At 47.0% G+C, this 17,527-nt stretch carries 10 protein-coding genes; 4 read left to right on the top strand and 6 right to left on the bottom strand.

The features are described 5' to 3' along the window. Positions 1-61 precede the first annotated feature (61 nt). Positions 62-1,414: an IS5 family transposase gene (locus tag BFO_RS06905; RefSeq protein ID WP_046472573.1), complete on the top strand. Its 1,353-nt coding sequence runs from the start codon at positions 62-64 to the stop codon at positions 1,412-1,414. A gap of 148 nt (positions 1,415-1,562) precedes the next feature. Here BFO_RS06905 and BFO_RS06910 read toward each other — a convergent pair whose 3' ends face one another. Then, entirely contained in the window at positions 1,563-2,765 is a 1,203-nt protein-coding gene (locus BFO_RS06910) for an IS110 family RNA-guided transposase (protein ID WP_014224932.1), read from the bottom strand. Positions 2,766-3,004: 239 nt separating this feature from the next. Here BFO_RS06910 and BFO_RS06915 point away from each other — a divergent pair, with 239 nt between their 5' ends. Further along, on the top strand, positions 3,005-6,655 hold the full coding sequence (locus BFO_RS06915; protein ID WP_014224934.1) for a DUF6383 domain-containing protein: 3,651 nt from the start codon (positions 3,005-3,007) through the stop codon (positions 6,653-6,655). Between the two features lie 148 nt (positions 6,656-6,803). On the opposite strand, the gene BFO_RS06920 is transcribed toward BFO_RS06915, so the two are convergent. The 5 genes from BFO_RS06920 to BFO_RS06940 are packed head-to-tail and all read right to left on the bottom strand — an operon-like array spanning position 6,804 to position 14,696. Beyond that, positions 6,804-8,087, bottom strand: coding sequence for an APC family permease (locus tag BFO_RS06920; protein WP_014224935.1), 1,284 nt, complete (start codon positions 8,085-8,087; stop codon positions 6,804-6,806). Between the two features lie 10 nt (positions 8,088-8,097). Further along, positions 8,098-8,970 (bottom strand): hypothetical protein, encoded by an 873-nt coding sequence (locus BFO_RS06925; protein WP_244262951.1) that lies wholly within the window; start codon positions 8,968-8,970, stop codon positions 8,098-8,100. Positions 8,971-9,005: 35 nt separating this feature from the next. Next, entirely contained in the window at positions 9,006-10,562 is a 1,557-nt protein-coding gene (locus BFO_RS06930; RefSeq protein WP_014224937.1) for a DUF6850 family outer membrane beta-barrel protein, read from the bottom strand. Between the two features lie 26 nt (positions 10,563-10,588). Beyond that, on the bottom strand, positions 10,589-11,824 hold the full coding sequence (locus tag BFO_RS06935; protein ID WP_014224938.1) for a DUF4876 domain-containing protein: 1,236 nt from the start codon (positions 11,822-11,824) through the stop codon (positions 10,589-10,591). Positions 11,825-11,837: 13 nt separating this feature from the next. Then, positions 11,838-14,696 (bottom strand): TonB-dependent receptor, encoded by a 2,859-nt coding sequence (locus BFO_RS06940; protein WP_014224939.1) that lies wholly within the window; start codon positions 14,694-14,696, stop codon positions 11,838-11,840. Between the two features lie 266 nt (positions 14,697-14,962). Here BFO_RS06940 and BFO_RS06945 point away from each other — a divergent pair, with 266 nt between their 5' ends. Together BFO_RS06945 and BFO_RS06950 are read left to right on the top strand one after the other, a co-directional pair. Further along, entirely contained in the window at positions 14,963-15,799 is an 837-nt protein-coding gene (locus BFO_RS06945) for a patatin-like phospholipase family protein (RefSeq protein WP_014224940.1), read from the top strand. An 8-nt stretch (positions 15,800-15,807) separates the two neighbouring features. Then, complete coding sequence (locus tag BFO_RS06950) at positions 15,808-17,511, top strand: alpha-amylase family glycosyl hydrolase (RefSeq protein ID WP_014224941.1); 1,704 nt, start codon at positions 15,808-15,810, stop codon at positions 17,509-17,511. The last annotated feature ends 16 nt before the right edge of the window (positions 17,512-17,527 follow it).

Here is a 17,527-nt window from a genome sequence, read left to right on the forward strand (position 1 = left end):
TGAAAACAGTTGCATATATTTGCAGGAATTTGTATCTTTACAGAATAAAACCCTGCGAATTATGTTAGGAAAATTACCGGAAAAAGGGCAGCGGGATTTGTTCCGCCCCATGCTGAAAGATTTTATTGACATGAAGCACGAACTTGCCGTTCTTGCAGACAAAATAGACTGGTCCTATTTTGAAAAGGAGTTTGCTCCACTTTATTCCGAGAGAGGAGCTCCGAGCGTACCCATCCGCCTGATGGTTGGTTGCTTAATGTTAAAACATCTATACAATCTTGGAGATGAGCGTCTACCGGAATTTTGGGTTCGAGATGTTTACTTTCAGTATTTCTGCGGAGGTGAATTTTTTGAGCATGAGTTTCCTTTCGATCCGAGTGATTTCGTTCATTTCCGTACCCGTGTGGGTGAAGAAGGGATAGGAAAGATTTTTGCTTACAGTGTCCGTCTGCACGGCAAAGAAGTGCCTAAAGAATCCAAGTTTGTCCTATCGGACACCACCGTGCAGGAAAACAACATTACTTTTCCTACGGATGCCAAGCTGTGCAAGAAAGTAATTGATAAATGCAATAAGATTGCTAAGAAAGAAGGAATCATCCAGCGTCAGCGGTACACCCGGGAAAGCAAACAATTGCTTCGCGACGCTTACAACGGAAAACATCCCAAGCGTGTCAAAAAAGCCAATAAAGCCAAAAGGCGGTTGAAAACAATTGCCAATGCCTTGTTGCGTGAGCTTGACCGCAAAATGAACGAAGAACAGAAGAGACTGTACGAAAACGAGTTCTCGCTTCTTAAACAAGCTGTAAATCAAAAACGAAATGACAAGGATAAAATTTACAGTCTGCACAAACCCTTTACCCGCTGCATAGCTAAAGGTAAGGCACACAAACAGTATGAGTTTGGGAACAAAGTCGGACTCATTACTACAGGCAAGAAAGGCAGAAAAATCATTACAGCCGTACAGACATTCTTAGACAACCCTTATGATGGAGACACCATAGAACCGCTTCTTAGACAGATGGAAGACAATGATTTGAAATTACCTCAAGAACTTGCGTACGACAGGGGAGGGAGAGGTCGCAGAGAAATAAAAGGAGTAAAAATCATTACTCCCAACAAACCTAAAAAATCTGACAGTGAATATCAGAAAATGCAGAAACGCAAGAAATTTAGAACCAGAGCAGGTATTGAACCTATCTTCGGACATCTGAAAAAAGACTTCCGTATGGAACAGAACTATCTGTGGGGCGAAAAAGGGATACATATTAATGCCTACATGGCAGCAACAGCTTGGAATCTAAAGAAAATGCTGGAAAAGATTAAGGAAAATCTTTTGCGTTCTATTTTTTACGGGTTTCTGCCAAAGGAAAAAATATACTTTTATTCCTTTTTATTCAAGAAAATCAATTGTTAAGGAGCGACTAAGTATGTTACTTTCCTCTACAAGCTTGGGTAGCTTATGCCGGTGTCCGACTCCTTCCGGTGTATCTGTAAATTTGCGAAACGGGCTACTCTGTGCACCACAAAGGTAATTACGTGGCACCGAAAGGTATATCAAATGGCTAATCGGCCATATACGATTCAAGCAGTTTGATTTGTCCTTCTGTTCTTTTCAACTCTTCCTGCCTTTTGAGATAAATGTCAATGAAATCCTCTTCTTTGGAGAGCATGTGCCATACGGCAACGAGTATTTTCCGAGCGATGGCCACCTGGATCTTCATTTTGTTCTTTTTCTTGACGGTAGTTTGGAGGTAGCTGAAATGAGAGAAGAAACAGTTTCGGGTTCGTGATGCAGCCCATGCAATTTCGATCAATATTTGTCTGAGGTATCTGTTTCCGTGTGTCACTTTTCTGCTTTTGAAACGCCCGTTGCTTACATCGTTACGCGGTTTCAGACCGCACCATCCCACAAGGCTTGCCGCTGTAGCGAACATCTTCATATCAACCCCTGTTTCCGCAATGATTGCCGTGGCTGCGCGTTCCTTGACACCGGGGATGGTTTGCAGGCGTTCGTATGGTTTGGGGTAATGTTCTTTGCAGAGCCGGACGAGTTCTTGCTGACAGTCCGCCGTCTGTTCTTCGATCAGGTCGAGTGTTTCCTTCAATTGTCTGAGAACAATCAGGTCGGTTTCTGAGAACGAGCCTGTCAGCGCGGCTTTCACCCTCTCACGTCCATGTTTGTTGATTATGCGTCCATGCACAAGCCTGAGGAGTTCATCAGGATCGGTCTGTCCGTCGATTATCGCTTTGAGTACAGACCGATAGCTTTTGCTTTTGGTGGTAGCCACGTAATTGCTGAGCCTAAAACCGCATCTTTGCAAAGCTGCGTCGAGTTTGTTGCTGTTGTAGGTCGTATCTTCGCACAGGTCCATGATACGGCGGTTCAATTTGCGCATATCCTGCACGATGGGCTCGGGAACGAAGCTTCCCTTGATGAGATTTTTCAGAAGACACTCCGCGATCCATCGGGCATCCTTCACGTCACTTTTCCTGCCGGGAAGCTGCTTGATGAAATAGGGATTCACCAATCTGAGTTCCATCGATTCGCAGAGTTCCGTCCATACCGGAACCCAATAGACGGCCGTGCTCTCCATAGCTGCTTCGGTGACACCATGGGCTCTCATGTCATGATGCATCTGACGCAAGTCCGGAGTAAGCACTCCATAAGTATTTTCCCAAATAATGGCCTGGTCATACCCCATAATACAGAGATAAATGCTATCTTTGTGCACATCAAGGCCGGCAACTGTTCGAGTTCTGTTCATAATTATTTTTTTAAATTTTTTCCCTCCAAGATAGTAAAATTGTGGCTAAGAACACGCAAAGGAGGGGACAGAAAACAGAGCGTCGGCCTTGTGTTTTTATCTGACCGGTGTAAAATCTCGAGGATTTTATCTAAATTTGCGGTGTCAAATAGTTTGGTATTCAATGCTGATTTCAAACAAAAGAGAAATAAAACGTCATGATTTAAAATCCGAAATAATAATAATAATAAAGAATATTTATGAGAAAAAAATTATTTTTGCTATTCGCCGGCCTTTGTGTGTTGGCGAATCTTAATGCACAGGATAAGGAGTTCTGGTTTTCCGCATCGGATGTAGCGGTAACGCATGGTGACGCTCCGATGTTTTTTGTATTTACAAATCCTGGGAGGATAGATGCGCAAGTAACGATTGAGTATTGGGGCGGACAACCGGCCGGATCACCTCCTTATTTTGCCACTTTTACGGTTGATGCGGGTGGTTATAAAAAATGGGATATTGCAAGTGGAGGGTCAACACCGGCAAAAGGTTTATTCGAGACACCTGCCTACAAAGCCGGCACGGTTTCCAACTACGGTATTCATATTACATCAACTCAGAAAATTCTGGCATACTATATGGTGAATAACAATGTTCAACGAGATATTTATTCACTGAAAGGAGCACCGGCTTTGGGTAAGAAATTCATCACCCCGTTCATGCAACATGCAGGTGAGTATTTTGAACAACGACCGTCAGCGAAATATAACATGGGTAGCGATGAAATCGAAATCGTAGCAACGGAAGACAATACGATTGTCAAGATAGATAAATTGACTAAGCGGATTATGAAAGGTACAACAGGCACATACTATAATGTAGGAGAAACACCATCTTTTACGATGAATCGGGGAGAGACTCTTACTCTCCGCGAAGATACGGTGGGTGCCACAAATACAGTTAATGATATTGCTGCGACTAAGAACAACGGTACATTGGCCGGAACGATGATCTCGTCAAATAAACCGATTGCCGTGACACAGACGGAAGACTGTTTGAGCGCCGTCAGTTTTTCTCGGAAAAGCGGCAATACTGACTTGGTAGGAGACCAGTTGGTGCCGGAAGATATGGTTGGAAAACGTTATGTCGTACTTCGCGGACACTCGACGGTAGGTGATCGTGTAGACTTCGTTGCCATCAATGACCATACGACGATTAAGGTCTATTATTGGGATGGTACTACGCCTGCACAAGTTACTTCGCCGACATTGAACCGTGGCGAAATGTGGCATGTGGATATGACGAATCTAACGGGTGTTTTGCCTTATAATGCAGCTACTGCAAAAGCGAGCGATATTTTCGTCGATGCTACCGAACCGGTTTATTGCTATCAACATTCGGCTACCTTAGGAGAATTAGGTGGCGCAATTATCCCGTCCATGTATTCCATCAGTCAGCAGCAAATCAGTTTTTATCAATCGAATGGAGCTGTTGGTAAGAATAATATCTTTTTGGTATTCCGTACAGATTGCGATACGGCATTTACGATCAGTATCGACGGAAGCCCAGCTCAAAAATTCGCCGATGCGGGTTTGGTGATTACTCCTAAAACGATTCCCTCCCATATTGCCGGTGAATGGAAATATGCCAATGTGACACTCGATAATGCATGGGATAATCATGTAGTAACGATTAAAAATGAAACATCTACATTTTCTTTGGGATATTTCAACGGAGTAGGCACCAGTACGGCCGGCTATGGTTATCTTTCCGGATTCGGCAGTTTTGCCTTCGATCCCGATACATTTTGGCGTTGTGCCGATAACCCCCAACCCGTTACATTGGTAGGCGGTTATGCTTTGAGCTATCGGTGGTCGCATTATCCTGATACGGGCTATACGACTCCTACCGCCACTTGGACGAGCCCATCTATCCGTGCACGTGAAAAAGGAATGTATGTGCTGGAGATGAATCAAGACCCTCGCATCATCCGAGATACCGTTTGGGTACTTGATATGAAATGGAATGCCTCCATCAAGCGCCAACCGAACAAACCGGCCAAGATCGGGGTTCCGCAACAGTTCAGCATCAAGATGAATCAGTCGATGCTCAACATGCCTACCCTACGCATCAAGTGGACTTTCGAGGGCGGAACCCCGTCTACATCGGTAGCGGCCAGTCCGAAGGTAGTTTGGAACTCGACCGGACAGAAAAAGGTCACGCTTCATCTCTCGGCCACAGCCGGTACGGGGGCTTACGAAGTGACGTGCGACACGACCCTCGTGATGGATTTGATGCTTCACGAAAAGCACCTCGGATACTTTGTCGACCGGAACGTACGTGGCGGACGCCGTGACGGAACGAACTGGCCGAATGCTTTCCCGACGATCGATGAGGCGCTTGGCCTGGCTTCTCAGGGCGACTGTATCTGGGTGGCCGAAGGGAACTACATGCCTCCGCAAGGCCAGTCGTATGTGATCGATTACGACAGTGTCGAAATCTACGGCGGCTTCGGTGCATGGGAAACGGATTTGAACGAACGGAACTACACCTTGCATAAGACGATCATGAACGGTAACGGAAGCAACGTCGTCGTCTTCGACGGATCGACGAATTATACGAACAACGCTTGCGGAGTCAGTCGCGATGCCCGTGTCGACGGATTCATCATCCGTGGCGGAGAGGCCTCGGAAGGAGCGGGTATTCTCTTCAAGAACGGGGCTTCGGGGACCGTAGCCAACTCGATCATTACATCCAATACGGCGACGAACTTGGGAGGCGGCATCCATATCAGCGGCGGATATAACGGCGGCTGCATGGGACGTACGGGCGACGCGCTGATCTACAACACCGAAATCAGTCACAACCGGGCCACCACAGCGGGTGGCGGTATCTATAATAGCGGAAGTGCGTTCCTCTCGGTCAATAACACCGTGAGCGGAAATATAGCCCCGACGGCAGGAGGCCTCTATAACAACGGCGGTGATCCCCATCTGCGCAACAGCATCCTCTGGGGGAACCTTACGGGTGGGGCACTCGGGTCCGACGTGATGAACGAAGGCGGAACGCCCGTATGGAGCCATTGTAATGTAGGCGGATGGAGTGCAACGCTCGGAAAAGATGGCGGACGAAACATCGATCGCAACCCCGTATTCCGTCGCAAAGGATACGACGACGATCTGACGCCTCGCAGCGACGGCAACTACCGCCTCTCGAGCACCAGTCCTTCGGTGAACAGCGGCTATAACCCGTTCGTGCTGTCGGGATTCCGCAACCGAACCTCAACCGTGCTGCTCCATCCGGCCAAGGCAGGGTATACCGAAGCTCTCGGTCTCGATCTGGGCAGTCTGGCCAGGATTTATGACGATATCGTAGATATGGGTGCATACGAATATCATCCGAATACGATATACCCCAACGTTGTACATGAGATTGTGATCGGTACGTATCCGAACGTAACGACGGTTCCCGGCGCAGGTATTCATTATATCGAAAGCCAGAAAGACTTTACGATGACGCTCACCCCGGCCGAAGGCTACAGTCTGAAATACATACAGGTGAAGACGGACTCGAAGATACGCGATGAACAACAAGGTGGTATCCGCATCACCCATAACGAAGACGGAACGGTAACGCTCGTCTTTCCCAAAGTGGTCGAGCCGCTGACGATTCAACTCACGGGTGTGAGTCCCGTCTCGAACGTCTCGATCGATCGCGGTTACGCCCTCCGTACGGAAGAGGGTACGCTTCATATCCGTACCGCAAAAGCAACGGACGCACAGATTTACTCGGTCACCGGACAGCTCGTTCATCGGACGCAGATCGCCCGGGGAGAAACCTCGATTCCGTTAGCGAAAGGCGTATACATCGTTACCCTCGACGGACAAATCAGACAGAAGGTGGTGATACGGTAAAAAGCCGGGAGAGGAAAAGAAAAATACAATAAAGATGCAAAGAGGGTGTGCTCAAACGCAATGTTGCGGGTGCACCCTCTTTCGGTGTAAGAACGTGTGAAATAATCCTTCACCTCGGCCCTTACCCTACGGTAATCGTAATTTGTAATTATTTAAGATTTCTCCTGTATGTCAGGTAGCCGATCAGCAAGTTGATCAGTCCGAGCATGCATTCTTTTGTATGATTGAGAAAAGCGAAGGCAATCATCCATAATGAAGCGGCGATAAAGATGATCTGAAAAAGAGGAAAGGCCGGACTTTTGAAATTCTCCGTGTTGTCAGGATGTGCTTTCTTCTTGTATCGGACAAGAATGACACCGAGTACGACGAGCAGGGTTGAGATGCTCAACAACACCCCGCAATAGATCATGATTTGTTCGAAGGTACCGCTCAGCAGCAGGGTCGTGCTGATGGCAAACTGCAGCCATAAGGCTCTCCGCGGTACATCATTGTCGCGCGCCTTGAAGAAGCGCCAAAGCGGATATTCACGGGCGATGCTTGCCGTTACTCTTGGACCGATCCAGATCATGGCGCTGATGCCTGAGATAAGCAGCACCGAGAATCCCCATCCAAAACATGTTGCTGCTTGTTCGCCGAGCATCAAACGGATACCGGGAGTGGCAATGTCCAATTGCCCGACCAGTTCGTGCAAAGGGGTATGTTTCAGAAAGACGAATTGCAGGAGCGTATACAGCGTCGTTACGATACATGTCCCGTAAATCAGCGATCGGGGAATAGCCTTTCTCGGATGCTTAAACTCTTCCGTAATGTATGTCGCCGCATTCCATCCCGAATAGGAATAGCTGACGTAGATCAGGCTGACGGCAAAGGCCGATGAACTGCATTCCCACAGGTAGTCGGTGTTGAAGAGGAGAGCATTATCTTTATTCGCAGGGAGATACAGGCCGACAATGATGATAGCCAGTATTAAGAGTACTTTAAAGACGGTGCTTATATTCTGGAAACGTGCGCTGTAACGCAGGTTGAACGTATGGATTGATGTAATCAGCAGGATGACGGAAATAGCTGTCCATACAGGGGATATCAGTCTTATGGGTAGATAATCGGCGAAAGCGAAAGCCGAGAGTGCGATTGGGGCAGCGAATCCGACGGTCAGCGAAATCCAGCCGGATAAATATCCGACGACGGGGTGATAGATGCGGGAGAGAAATGTAAATTCTCCTCCCGATTTCTTAATGAGTGTGCCGATTTCGGCATAACTGAAGGCACCGCTTAACGCGATAACGCCTCCGCATAACCATAGCGTCAGAATCGTAGCGGTGTTATGTAGCGAAACGAGCTGAAAGCCTAAGCTGGTAAATACTCCGGCACCGATCATGTTGGCTACCACGATCGATGTGCCGGTAAGTATGTTAATCTTGTTTTTCGACACCGGAGCCGGTCTATTTTAAACGTCCTTCTGCTGTCGCAGCATCGAGCAACAACCGATATGCCCGTACCGTACTGTCGGCATTCAGGTAACGGTCTCTTAATTTTTCATACGTCTCCAACACCTTCGTCGAGCGGTGATAGAGCAAGGAATCCACTTCGCGCGAGGGTTCGTAGTCTTTGGGATACGCATAGACGAAATAACCTTCTTTGGATTGATGTGTGGGGATATTGAAAAAATTACGAGGCGTCGGTTGCTGTATGTCACGATGCGTATGGCTAGCCTCAACGAAAAAGTCGACGGCATAATCCGGATAACCGAACAGATACCCATACCCCCGGTACCGTTCGTAGATTCCTGCGTTCTCGATGGTCGAGACGACGGTGGCCGGGTCCGTACCGGGCACAAGACCATATTGTCCGAAGAAACTCTCCTTTGCCTTGAGTAGACTGTCTAAAAGACTGATACGCAAAACGCTTAACTGTATCGTGCGGATGCTGTCCTGATGTGCCCGATAAGGAATAAGGACAAAAGCCAGATCGGGTAGACGGATTTCGTTGACGGCTTTCTGTACACGCGACAGGCGGTCTAAGTACCGGCCTTTTTGGGTTCTGTCCACAATATTGGGACTGCTCCGTTTGGCAGAATCGGTATTGGCCAAAGGCATCCTGTACAGCTTTAACGAACTCATCGGCTTGATGCGTCCCATAAGGGTGTAGACTGCTTCGCGGTCTAACCCTGTCTGTAAGATGGAATCGATTAATAAAGCGCTTTCATCGGGGGGAGTTTGTTCCGCTACCGTTCTTGGAAGGGTATGCTGGCTGCTTCTGCAACCGAGCAGTAAAAAAACGAGCAAGAACATACCCCAGCAATATTTCATTACCATACTTGTTTCTTATTTTTTATGTTTCGATTTTGTCGTTAAAAATTGCATCCTATGCTGAATGATAGCATATTTCTGTTGCCGAAACTCTTGTTTTGCGCTTTGGCGTAAGAGGCATCCGCACGTACATATACGTTCACGTCGGCGGAGCGGTTTATTTTCTGCGAATAAACGCCCGAAAGATGCACGGCAAAAAATCCCGATGTATCATACTCGTTATCTCTCTTCTCTAACTGCGAATGAATCGGGTATTCTTTATAAGCCCCACCGTACAGATAGCTTCCGTCAATGTTTTTTCCGTAGATCAGCCGGGTGCCCACCAGCAGCTTTTTCGACAACTTGTCCGACAAGGTAAAATTACGCTTCCCGAAACCTTCGAATATGATATTTCGTGCGTGTTTTCTGCTTTTGGGCAAAAGATAATTGTCATCCAGATCAGTATAGTTTACTTTACCGCCAAGCAGATAGGTGTACTCGTCGCCCTGATTCTTTGTCCACGAATATCCGACACTCAGGAATTTGCTCGCATAGGTCGAACGGATGCTCTTATACAGTGTGACGTATCCTTTGAATGTCTCGGTATCGTCGAATTTCGTAACATATTCGATGCCCTTCACCATGCGTTGCATATATTCGAGATCAAGGTAATGCGTATGATCCTCCCCTTTCGTTTTGAGCGATGCTTTTTGATGCCACACACGATCGATGACCGTACCTTCTTTCCGCGGGTTCGTAAACGAAACTTCGGCGTCTTCTACACTCGTGAGATAGTTACCCGTCAACATCAGATCGATGCTTCCCGAGTAGTGATACTGCAAGCCTGCTCCAAGGCTTTTACGGATGTAATTCGTCGTTCTTCCGCTGCCGATACCGATGATGGCATTTCCCAAACCGCGCAGTTCGTAGAACGGCTGATCGATATAGACGTTTACATTAGACATATTCGATTCTTCCTTGAATACCCCATATTCGAGATTCAAGCCGATGTGATTGCCACTATTGACGGAATAAACCACTCCGGGACGGACGGAAAGTTTCATCGCATAATTTTCCGTGCGGATATCGCGTTGCTTGGCTGCCAGATAAGCGTAATATTCCCCTCCGACACCGAATAACCATTTCTCTCCGATAGCCGGAAAATTGATCTTATATTCCAGTTCGTAATACTGGTTGTTCCAGTCGCTCGAGAGCGTATCAGCCACGAAATAAGGCATGCCGCGGTAAGGGTTGATTAGCGAAGCGTTAAATCGGGCATCCTTGACTGCGTTTCGTGTGTAATCGAATCTTCCCCAGAAATAAAAGTCGCGAATATTTACGCCACCTTCGGTATTTAGCGTAAGGCTCTTATTCTTGTCTCCTTCCATCACCCGATGATAATTGCCGTTCTCCAGCGTATATCCTCCGGAGAGTGTCGCGTAGCTTTTCGATGGATCGAGTTTCAGACCGGCTGCGTTCGACGATTGATTCCAAACCCAAGTCATTTTCATCTTTTCGGTTGCTGCCGGCGAGAGGCCGGCTTCCTGTGCTGACATAACGGCGACCGACGAAAGGAAAAGCCAGAAGAGAAATTGCTTCTTATATGTTGTTCGTTGCATAGCGTTTTTTTACTTAAAAATGATACTTATTTTAGGGTGTGATTCCAGCTCGGCATTTTGGCGTTGTAGCGTCTGAACATGGGAACGACCCCTCTTTCAAAATCTTCCGTGCTATTGTTGGTATCTTGCAAAAAAGGAGTCCCATCCGGGTTCTCTCCGATCTTTTTACGGGTTACTCCAAGTGAATTATAGGTCGCACCGACGGTCGTGATTCCGGCATCCAATACGCCCGGCATGCGCTTGGCATTAACCTTCGTTTCGTCGTCTACGGCTTCTACACCGTCCAACACGTACTCAATCGGAATCTTTGCATAGAGCTTCTTGGATGAACTACTCTGATCCTTTGCTTGTAATGCCGGATTGTTTACCGGATCATACGTTTCTCCTTCGGGTACTTTGAAAATAACGTAGGCGCCACCGAAAATAGAAGTTAAATATTGGGGTGACCTTCCTTTGTCGGCCTTCCCATCAAAGTAGACATGTTCCATATCGAAAGCCGGTTGATCCGGGAACTTCGGATTGTTCATATTGAACTCGAACTCGGAGCTGGAACAGTCGACCGGTGAATTCGGATTATAAATCTCGAGCTTATGATTAGCTGCGAACTGTGAAATCACACAGCTTTCACCGGGTTTCAGAGGGTAAGTCGTTCCATTTCCGGGGAATTTCCATATCCGATCGGTGTAGACATATTTGTCGCCGTCCTCCTGAGGCCACACGGGAAGGATGGGAGTGGCTTTCGTCGGATACAGATTCGCAAAATAAATGTCATCTAAGTAAAGCGTTTCTTCCGAATTGTTATAAATTTCGTAAAACTGATTTCGGAAATAGAATTTGGCCGTTCCCGCGTAAAAGATTTCTTTAAACACGAGAGGGCTTATTTTCTGACCGGAAATAGGCAAATCAATCGTCGCACGATGATTCAATACGGGATGGTTCACTAAACTGCCGTTTAAATAATACCATACGCCTTCCTTGTTTTTTAATTTTCCCGAGACGACGATGCTGTACATTCCGGGAATCAGATCGCCAATCTCTACGGTCGAGGAAGTGAGTTCTTTTTCCACGCGGATCCCTTCGGTATAGTTGTTCAAAATAAGTTTCAGTCCGCTTGTGCCGTCAAAACCGGGCACTGTGATTTCGGGACGAATAGTGACGGATATCGGCGTTATTTCTTTTGTTCCGAGAGCATCGGAAAACGAGTCGCATGAAACCAAGAAAGACGCTGCCCCGATGAGTGCAAGATATATTTTTTTGTGCATAGTCCAACGTATATTAATGGATTAATAAATTTACTTCTAATCCGAAGAAGAAGTCTTTTACAGGGAGAAATCCTTCGCCCCCTTGATGATACGAGCCGGGGTTGCGCTTGGATTCCACAACCGGATAATATCTGAACATATTGTTCGCAAAGAAGGAGACACGCATAAAATTGCGTATTTCTTTTGTTATATTGATATTGAAATTGAATAACGGCGGGATGGATTCAACAATGTACAAGGCATCGTTGCGTCGACGAAGGATGGATTTAAACTCTGGCTCATCCTTCTTCGAAGGGTCGAAGTCGTATTGTTTTCCGTCGTTCTTGGAGATATAAGCTACAGGGACGGTATCATTGCCGAAAGTATAACGGTCTCGCTGGCTCCAAACGGTTTCCATTGTGAGGGTAACCACAAATCCTATTTCGGGGATGTTATGTGTTGCCCGTAGAGCTGTCGAGAACCGGTCGGTTTTATGTTTGGACATCGCTGGGCCGTACAGTCCGACGTGGGTGCGCGAAGCGCCTCCTTCACCGCTGTTGTCATAATAGGTATAGGTGTCCTGATAATTCTCGTTCTCCATGTAGGCGCCCGAAAAAGAAAAGGCGGTACGAATGGCGTCAATCCGGTTGATGCGTAAATCGAACTCAACGCCTTGGCTGTTCATGACCAAATGGTTGGAAGGAACATAATATTTCGCCAACACGGGATGAGCGGCCGATAATTTGTAAACCGGTTGATTCTTGCCTCCCGCGCGTTTATATTGTTTAAAAGTAACCGGATTGAACCTGGGCGACATGGAATAGCCATTCTTCAAGTGTTCTTTAAATGCGGTGACATACAGTTGGAAGTCATCGAACAGGAAATCTGCTCCGAGCTCCGCTTTCGTGTTGGTCGCCGCTTTCAGGTCATGATTTCGGGTGTCGAAAACCCGTGTCGTTGTCATAAAGATACGCTGATCTTCGGGAATCTTATCGTTCGGCATCTCGTTGATGTTGATGTATTCGAAGTATGCTTTCTCCGGATACAAATAAACCAGAGTAGGCATCTTCGCTGTCACGCCGTATCCCGCTTTCAGGAAAACCTTTTGAGGAATCACTTCGAATGAGGCGTTAATACGGGGGGATAAGACGTTCTCTACGTCTTTCATCATATCGTATCGTAATCCCGCCTGAACACGTAATTGGTTGTTAGGGGTAAGGTGTGCGGTCAAGTTCTCTTCCACAAAGAACGAACCGTGCCGGATAAAGGGTATGTCTTTGTAAGCACGCGGTCTGAACGTGGCGTTGAGCGCTTGTAAATTACGGTAAGGCGGAGCCATCCGGTCAAAGACTTTCCCTTTCCCTACATTACCCTCCAAGCGGTATTCTCCTCCGAGCAGTATCCGATGATCCGTTTTACCCCATCGTTTAAACAACGTGGCCGATAATTTGGCAAAGGCGTTGATCTCTTTTCCGTAAATATCATATTTCCCTTTATAGGTGGAAGGCAGGAATACGGCCCGATCCGAAGGATTTACGTGCGTGTAGTCGGTAATCTTTTTCCCGTCCACGTCATATAAATCAAGGCCGGGCTTGTTGGTGATGACTGCTCCGTCGACCGTTGTCATGGAATAGGGAGCATTCGCCGCTGTATACAATTCTTCGTAATGACTTTTTTTATCCGTATAGCTTCCGGATAATGCGTACCTGATATTCTTCAGCCAGCTTTTATCTTTAAAATAGATGGTCCCGTTCGTGTTTAAAGATAACTTGGCATCTTTACCGCTTGATACGGTTTCCGTGATTTTATCGTCCGGATTACGGTCTCGTTTAGCCTGTCCGTACATGAAATCGACGATAGTATTACTCTTCCATCGATTGTCTAAATATACATTGGAGTAGATGGCCTTGGATGAGAAGCGCCGATAATATCGATACGACTGAACCGGCGTATTTACATTATAAGTATAGTCGGCGCTCAGGTTTAAATCACCGCGGTTCTTCCCGAGGTTGGTCCCTTTCTGTGCAAAGAAATGGTAGATATTCGGGTTCGTTCGCGCCTTAACGGTTAATGGGGTCTTACCGGCTTTCGATTTGACTAAGACGGCCCCCGACGTTAAATCGCCATATTCTGCCGAGGGGATACCCCGTATCACTTCGACCGATTCGATATTCTCGAGCGAGATGTTTCTCGTGTCAAGCCCTCCTCCCGGCGAAGCCGTTCCTCCCAACGCACCTAAATTTCCTAACACGGCAGGGTGCATAGCTTGCAGGTTTGCATTGTTCGAGAGCGGTGATCCGTCTTGTATAATGGTGGCACCAAGGGCATTCATCGCCGATTCGCCCCAGCCGTTTGGATTGCCTACGGTGCGGATATTGATCTGAGAAGCATAGTTCAGATTGGGATTAGCGGTGATTCCTCCCGGCAGTAAGGCTAGTACATTATTTAAACTGACCGATTGAAGGTGTTCGATCGCTTTATGAGAGATCGTCGAGGAAGTCGATTGTCCGCTCTGTCCGGGTTCTACGGTTACAACGACCTCTTTTAACCGGAAATTGTCTTCTTTTAAGATAAAGTCAACGCTCGTATCGGCATGTATTTTCAAGAGCGTGTCTACGGTGACTTTCCCAATGAAAGATACTTTTAACCTGATTTCACCTTCGAAAATGGGAGTAAGAGTGTAATCTCCGTTTACATCGCTTGTTGTGCCGATGCCGGAAGCTTCAATGATAAGTGAAGCACCGGGAAGAGGCTGTTTTTGATGCCTTGTTGACATTTCATATACGGTTCCCCGCAGAGAAAACTTCTTTTGGCTCAACAGAGGAACCGCGTTAAAAGACAGACCTGCTATTCCGAAGAGGATAAGCAGGATTTTTCGTTTTGTTGTTATCATAGTTCTTAGTGCATATATTGGTCAGATATTCATATTATTTTTTGTACCCAACCATCTTTCTTTTGTCTGTGTTTTTTTTGAGGCGCAAAGATAAAAAATCACAGGTTACAAATCAATCCCTATTTTTGGGGATATTGAAAAGTGGGTTTTTCGATTAGGAGCCATGAGAAAGATAAGGATGGATCAAAGATTCGTGATAAAAAACAGATCCTGTACCGGTTGTTCATCCGAAAAAAAACTATACCTTTGCCAGACAAAGTTTGAGGGTGATGAAAAAAGGCACAAGAAAACGATATCGATTGGGATTGGCGCTAAGTGGAGGCGGAGCAAGAGGCTTTGCACATATTGGCGTGTTCAAGCTATTGGAAGAGTGTGGTATTCGTCCGGATGTGATCGTCGGAACGAGTGCCGGAGCACTGATGGGGACTTTATTTGCTGCCGGTCATGCGGCAGATGAAATCAAACGGATGTTTACGGGGCGGGAATTTTCGGAGTTTGCACAACTGCAAATCCCGAAGGCCGGTTTATTTGACAGTAACCGTTTTAGCCGGTTTGTCGAACGTCATCTGCGGGTGAAGACATTCGAGGAACTTCAAACTCCGATGATTGTTGTCGCCACGGATCTCGATCACGGGTGCAGCCATCACTTCTCATCCGGTCCTATTGCTGAACCGATTCGTGCATCATGCAGTATTCCGATCATTTTTAATCCAGTGATAATCGACGGAATCCATTATGTGGATGGTGGACTTTTTCATAATTTTCCCGTGTCGGTGATCCGTGATCTCTGCGATGTGGTGATTGGGGTGAATGTGAACCCATACACGTCACCCAAATACAGCCAAAACATTTACAGCATTGCCGAACGATCGTTTCACTATCTCTTTGAGGCGAACACAGCAAAAGACCGCACCAATTGCGATTTGTTGATTGAGACGGCAGAGTTCGGAAAATATAGAATGTTCGATCTGAAGAATGTCGACCTTATCGTGGATGTCGGGTATCGTACAGCTCTCAAGACATTCCACAAGTTCGTGAAGGCTTCGGACAAGAAAGAGTTACTCATTCATGCCTTTTTGGACAGAAATGCGATTATTACTTAATAAATGTTATGGAAAGAGATGAAAAAGTATTTATCTATCAGGTGTTTCCGAGGATTTTCGGAAACAGGACGCACCCTTGTGTGAAGCATGGAAGTTTGCAGCAAAACGGGTCAGGTAAATTTGACGACTTCACATCGACCGCTTTAAAGGAGATCAAAGATTTCGGTATCACGCATGTGTGGTATACCGGTGTCATTGAGCATGCCACGCAGACCGACTATACCGTGTTCGGCATACCTAAAGACCATGATGCCGTAGTAAAAGGGAAGGCCGGATCACCGTACGCAATCAAAGACTATTACGATGTGACGCCCGATCTTGCCCGAGAGGTCCCTAATCGTATGGCCGAATTTGAGGCACTTGTCGATCGTACGCATGAGGCTGGCTTGAAAGTTATCATTGACTTTGTGCCTAACCACGTCGCCCGGCAGTACCATTCCGATGCCAAAAATCCGCTTATGCAGGATCTGGGACAAAATGATCAGACTCATCTTGCTTTCGATCCGAACAATAACTTTTACTATCTGCCGGGACAGACTCTCCAACTGCATTTCGGTGCACAGCAGGAAGATTTTGAATACAGTGAATTTCCAGCCAAAGTGACCGGTAACGATTGCTTTTCTGCGCATCCCGGCCAAAATGACTGGTATGAAACGGTTAAGCTGAATTATGGCGTTGATTTCCAAAACGGAAAACTCGGACATTTCTATCCGGTGCCTGACACATGGAAGAAGATGCTCGATATCCTGAGGTTCTGGCTTGGAAAAGGGGTAGACGGATTTCGTTGTGATATGGCGGAGATGGTGCCGATCGAATTTTGGGAATGGGTTATTCCACGTGTGCGTAGCTGGAAGAATGTGATTTTTATTGCCGAAGTATATCATCCGTCACTTTATCGCGATTTCTTGAAACGTGGTCAATTCGATTATCTGTATGACAAGGTTGGTCTGTATGATACGCTTCGGGAGGTCATGTGCGGACGAGCTCCGGCCGGCCGGCTGACCGAATGCTGGCAGGCTGTCGACGATATCCGCCCTCACATGTTGGCTTTTCTCGAAAATCACGACGAACAGCGGATCGCCTCCGACTTCTTCGCCGGGGAAGCACAAGCCGGGATACCCGCTTTCCTTACGGCAGCTACGATGGGTACTAACCCGGTGATGATCTATTGCGGACAGGAACTGGGCGAACGGGGTATGGACGAAGAAGGCTTCAGCGGACGTGACGGACGCACAACGATATTCGATTACTGGAGCCTTGAGTGCTTGCGTAAATGGAACAACGACGGACGGTTCGATGAAGGACAGCTAACCGACGAACAGAAAACGTTGCGTCGCCAATATGCCGCCATTCTCCGCATCGCTGCCGCAGAGAAGGCAATTTGTCAAGGGAAATTTTTCGATCTGATGTACGTGAATCGGAACAACCCGTATTTCGATCCGCACCGGCAGTATGCATTCTTGCGCAAGTCGGGCCGTGAAGTCTTGCTTATTGTCGCGAATTTCGATCGGACGCCCCGGACGGTACGCGTCAACATCCCCGACGAAGCTTTCCGAAGCCTGCCGATTCCGGATAATCAAGCGGCCGAGCTGACGGACCTGTTTTCAGGAACGAAGACTGTCGGCACATTGACGGCCGCCTGCCCTTACGAGATGGCTTTGCCCGCATGCTCCGGAAAAATCTTGAAATTCCATTACAATACTCAGGGGTGAATATTTTAAGCGAGTG

The organism is Tannerella forsythia 92A2, assembly GCF_000238215.1.
GTDB lineage: Bacteria > Bacteroidota > Bacteroidia > Bacteroidales > Tannerellaceae > Tannerella > Tannerella forsythia.

Bases quoted from the DNA above. Each gene is read 5' to 3' on its own strand.
- BFO_RS06905 (WP_046472573.1), top strand. From the start codon at position 62: ATGTTAGGAAAATTACCGGAAAAAGGGCAGCGGGATTTGTTCCGCCCC.
- BFO_RS06910 (WP_014224932.1), bottom strand. From the start codon at position 2,765: ATGAACAGAACTCGAACAGTTGCCGGCCTTGATGTGCACAAAGATAGC.
- BFO_RS06915 (WP_014224934.1), top strand. From the start codon at position 3,005: ATGAGAAAAAAATTATTTTTGCTATTCGCCGGCCTTTGTGTGTTGGCG.
- BFO_RS06925 (WP_244262951.1), bottom strand. From the start codon at position 8,970: ATGGTAATGAAATATTGCTGGGGTATGTTCTTGCTCGTTTTTTTACTG.
- BFO_RS06930 (WP_014224937.1), bottom strand. From the start codon at position 10,562: ATGCAACGAACAACATATAAGAAGCAATTTCTCTTCTGGCTTTTCCTT.
- BFO_RS06935 (WP_014224938.1), bottom strand. From the start codon at position 11,824: ATGCACAAAAAAATATATCTTGCACTCATCGGGGCAGCGTCTTTCTTG.
- BFO_RS06940 (WP_014224939.1), bottom strand. From the start codon at position 14,696: ATGATAACAACAAAACGAAAAATCCTGCTTATCCTCTTCGGAATAGCA.
- BFO_RS06950 (WP_014224941.1), top strand. From the start codon at position 15,808: ATGGAAAGAGATGAAAAAGTATTTATCTATCAGGTGTTTCCGAGGATT.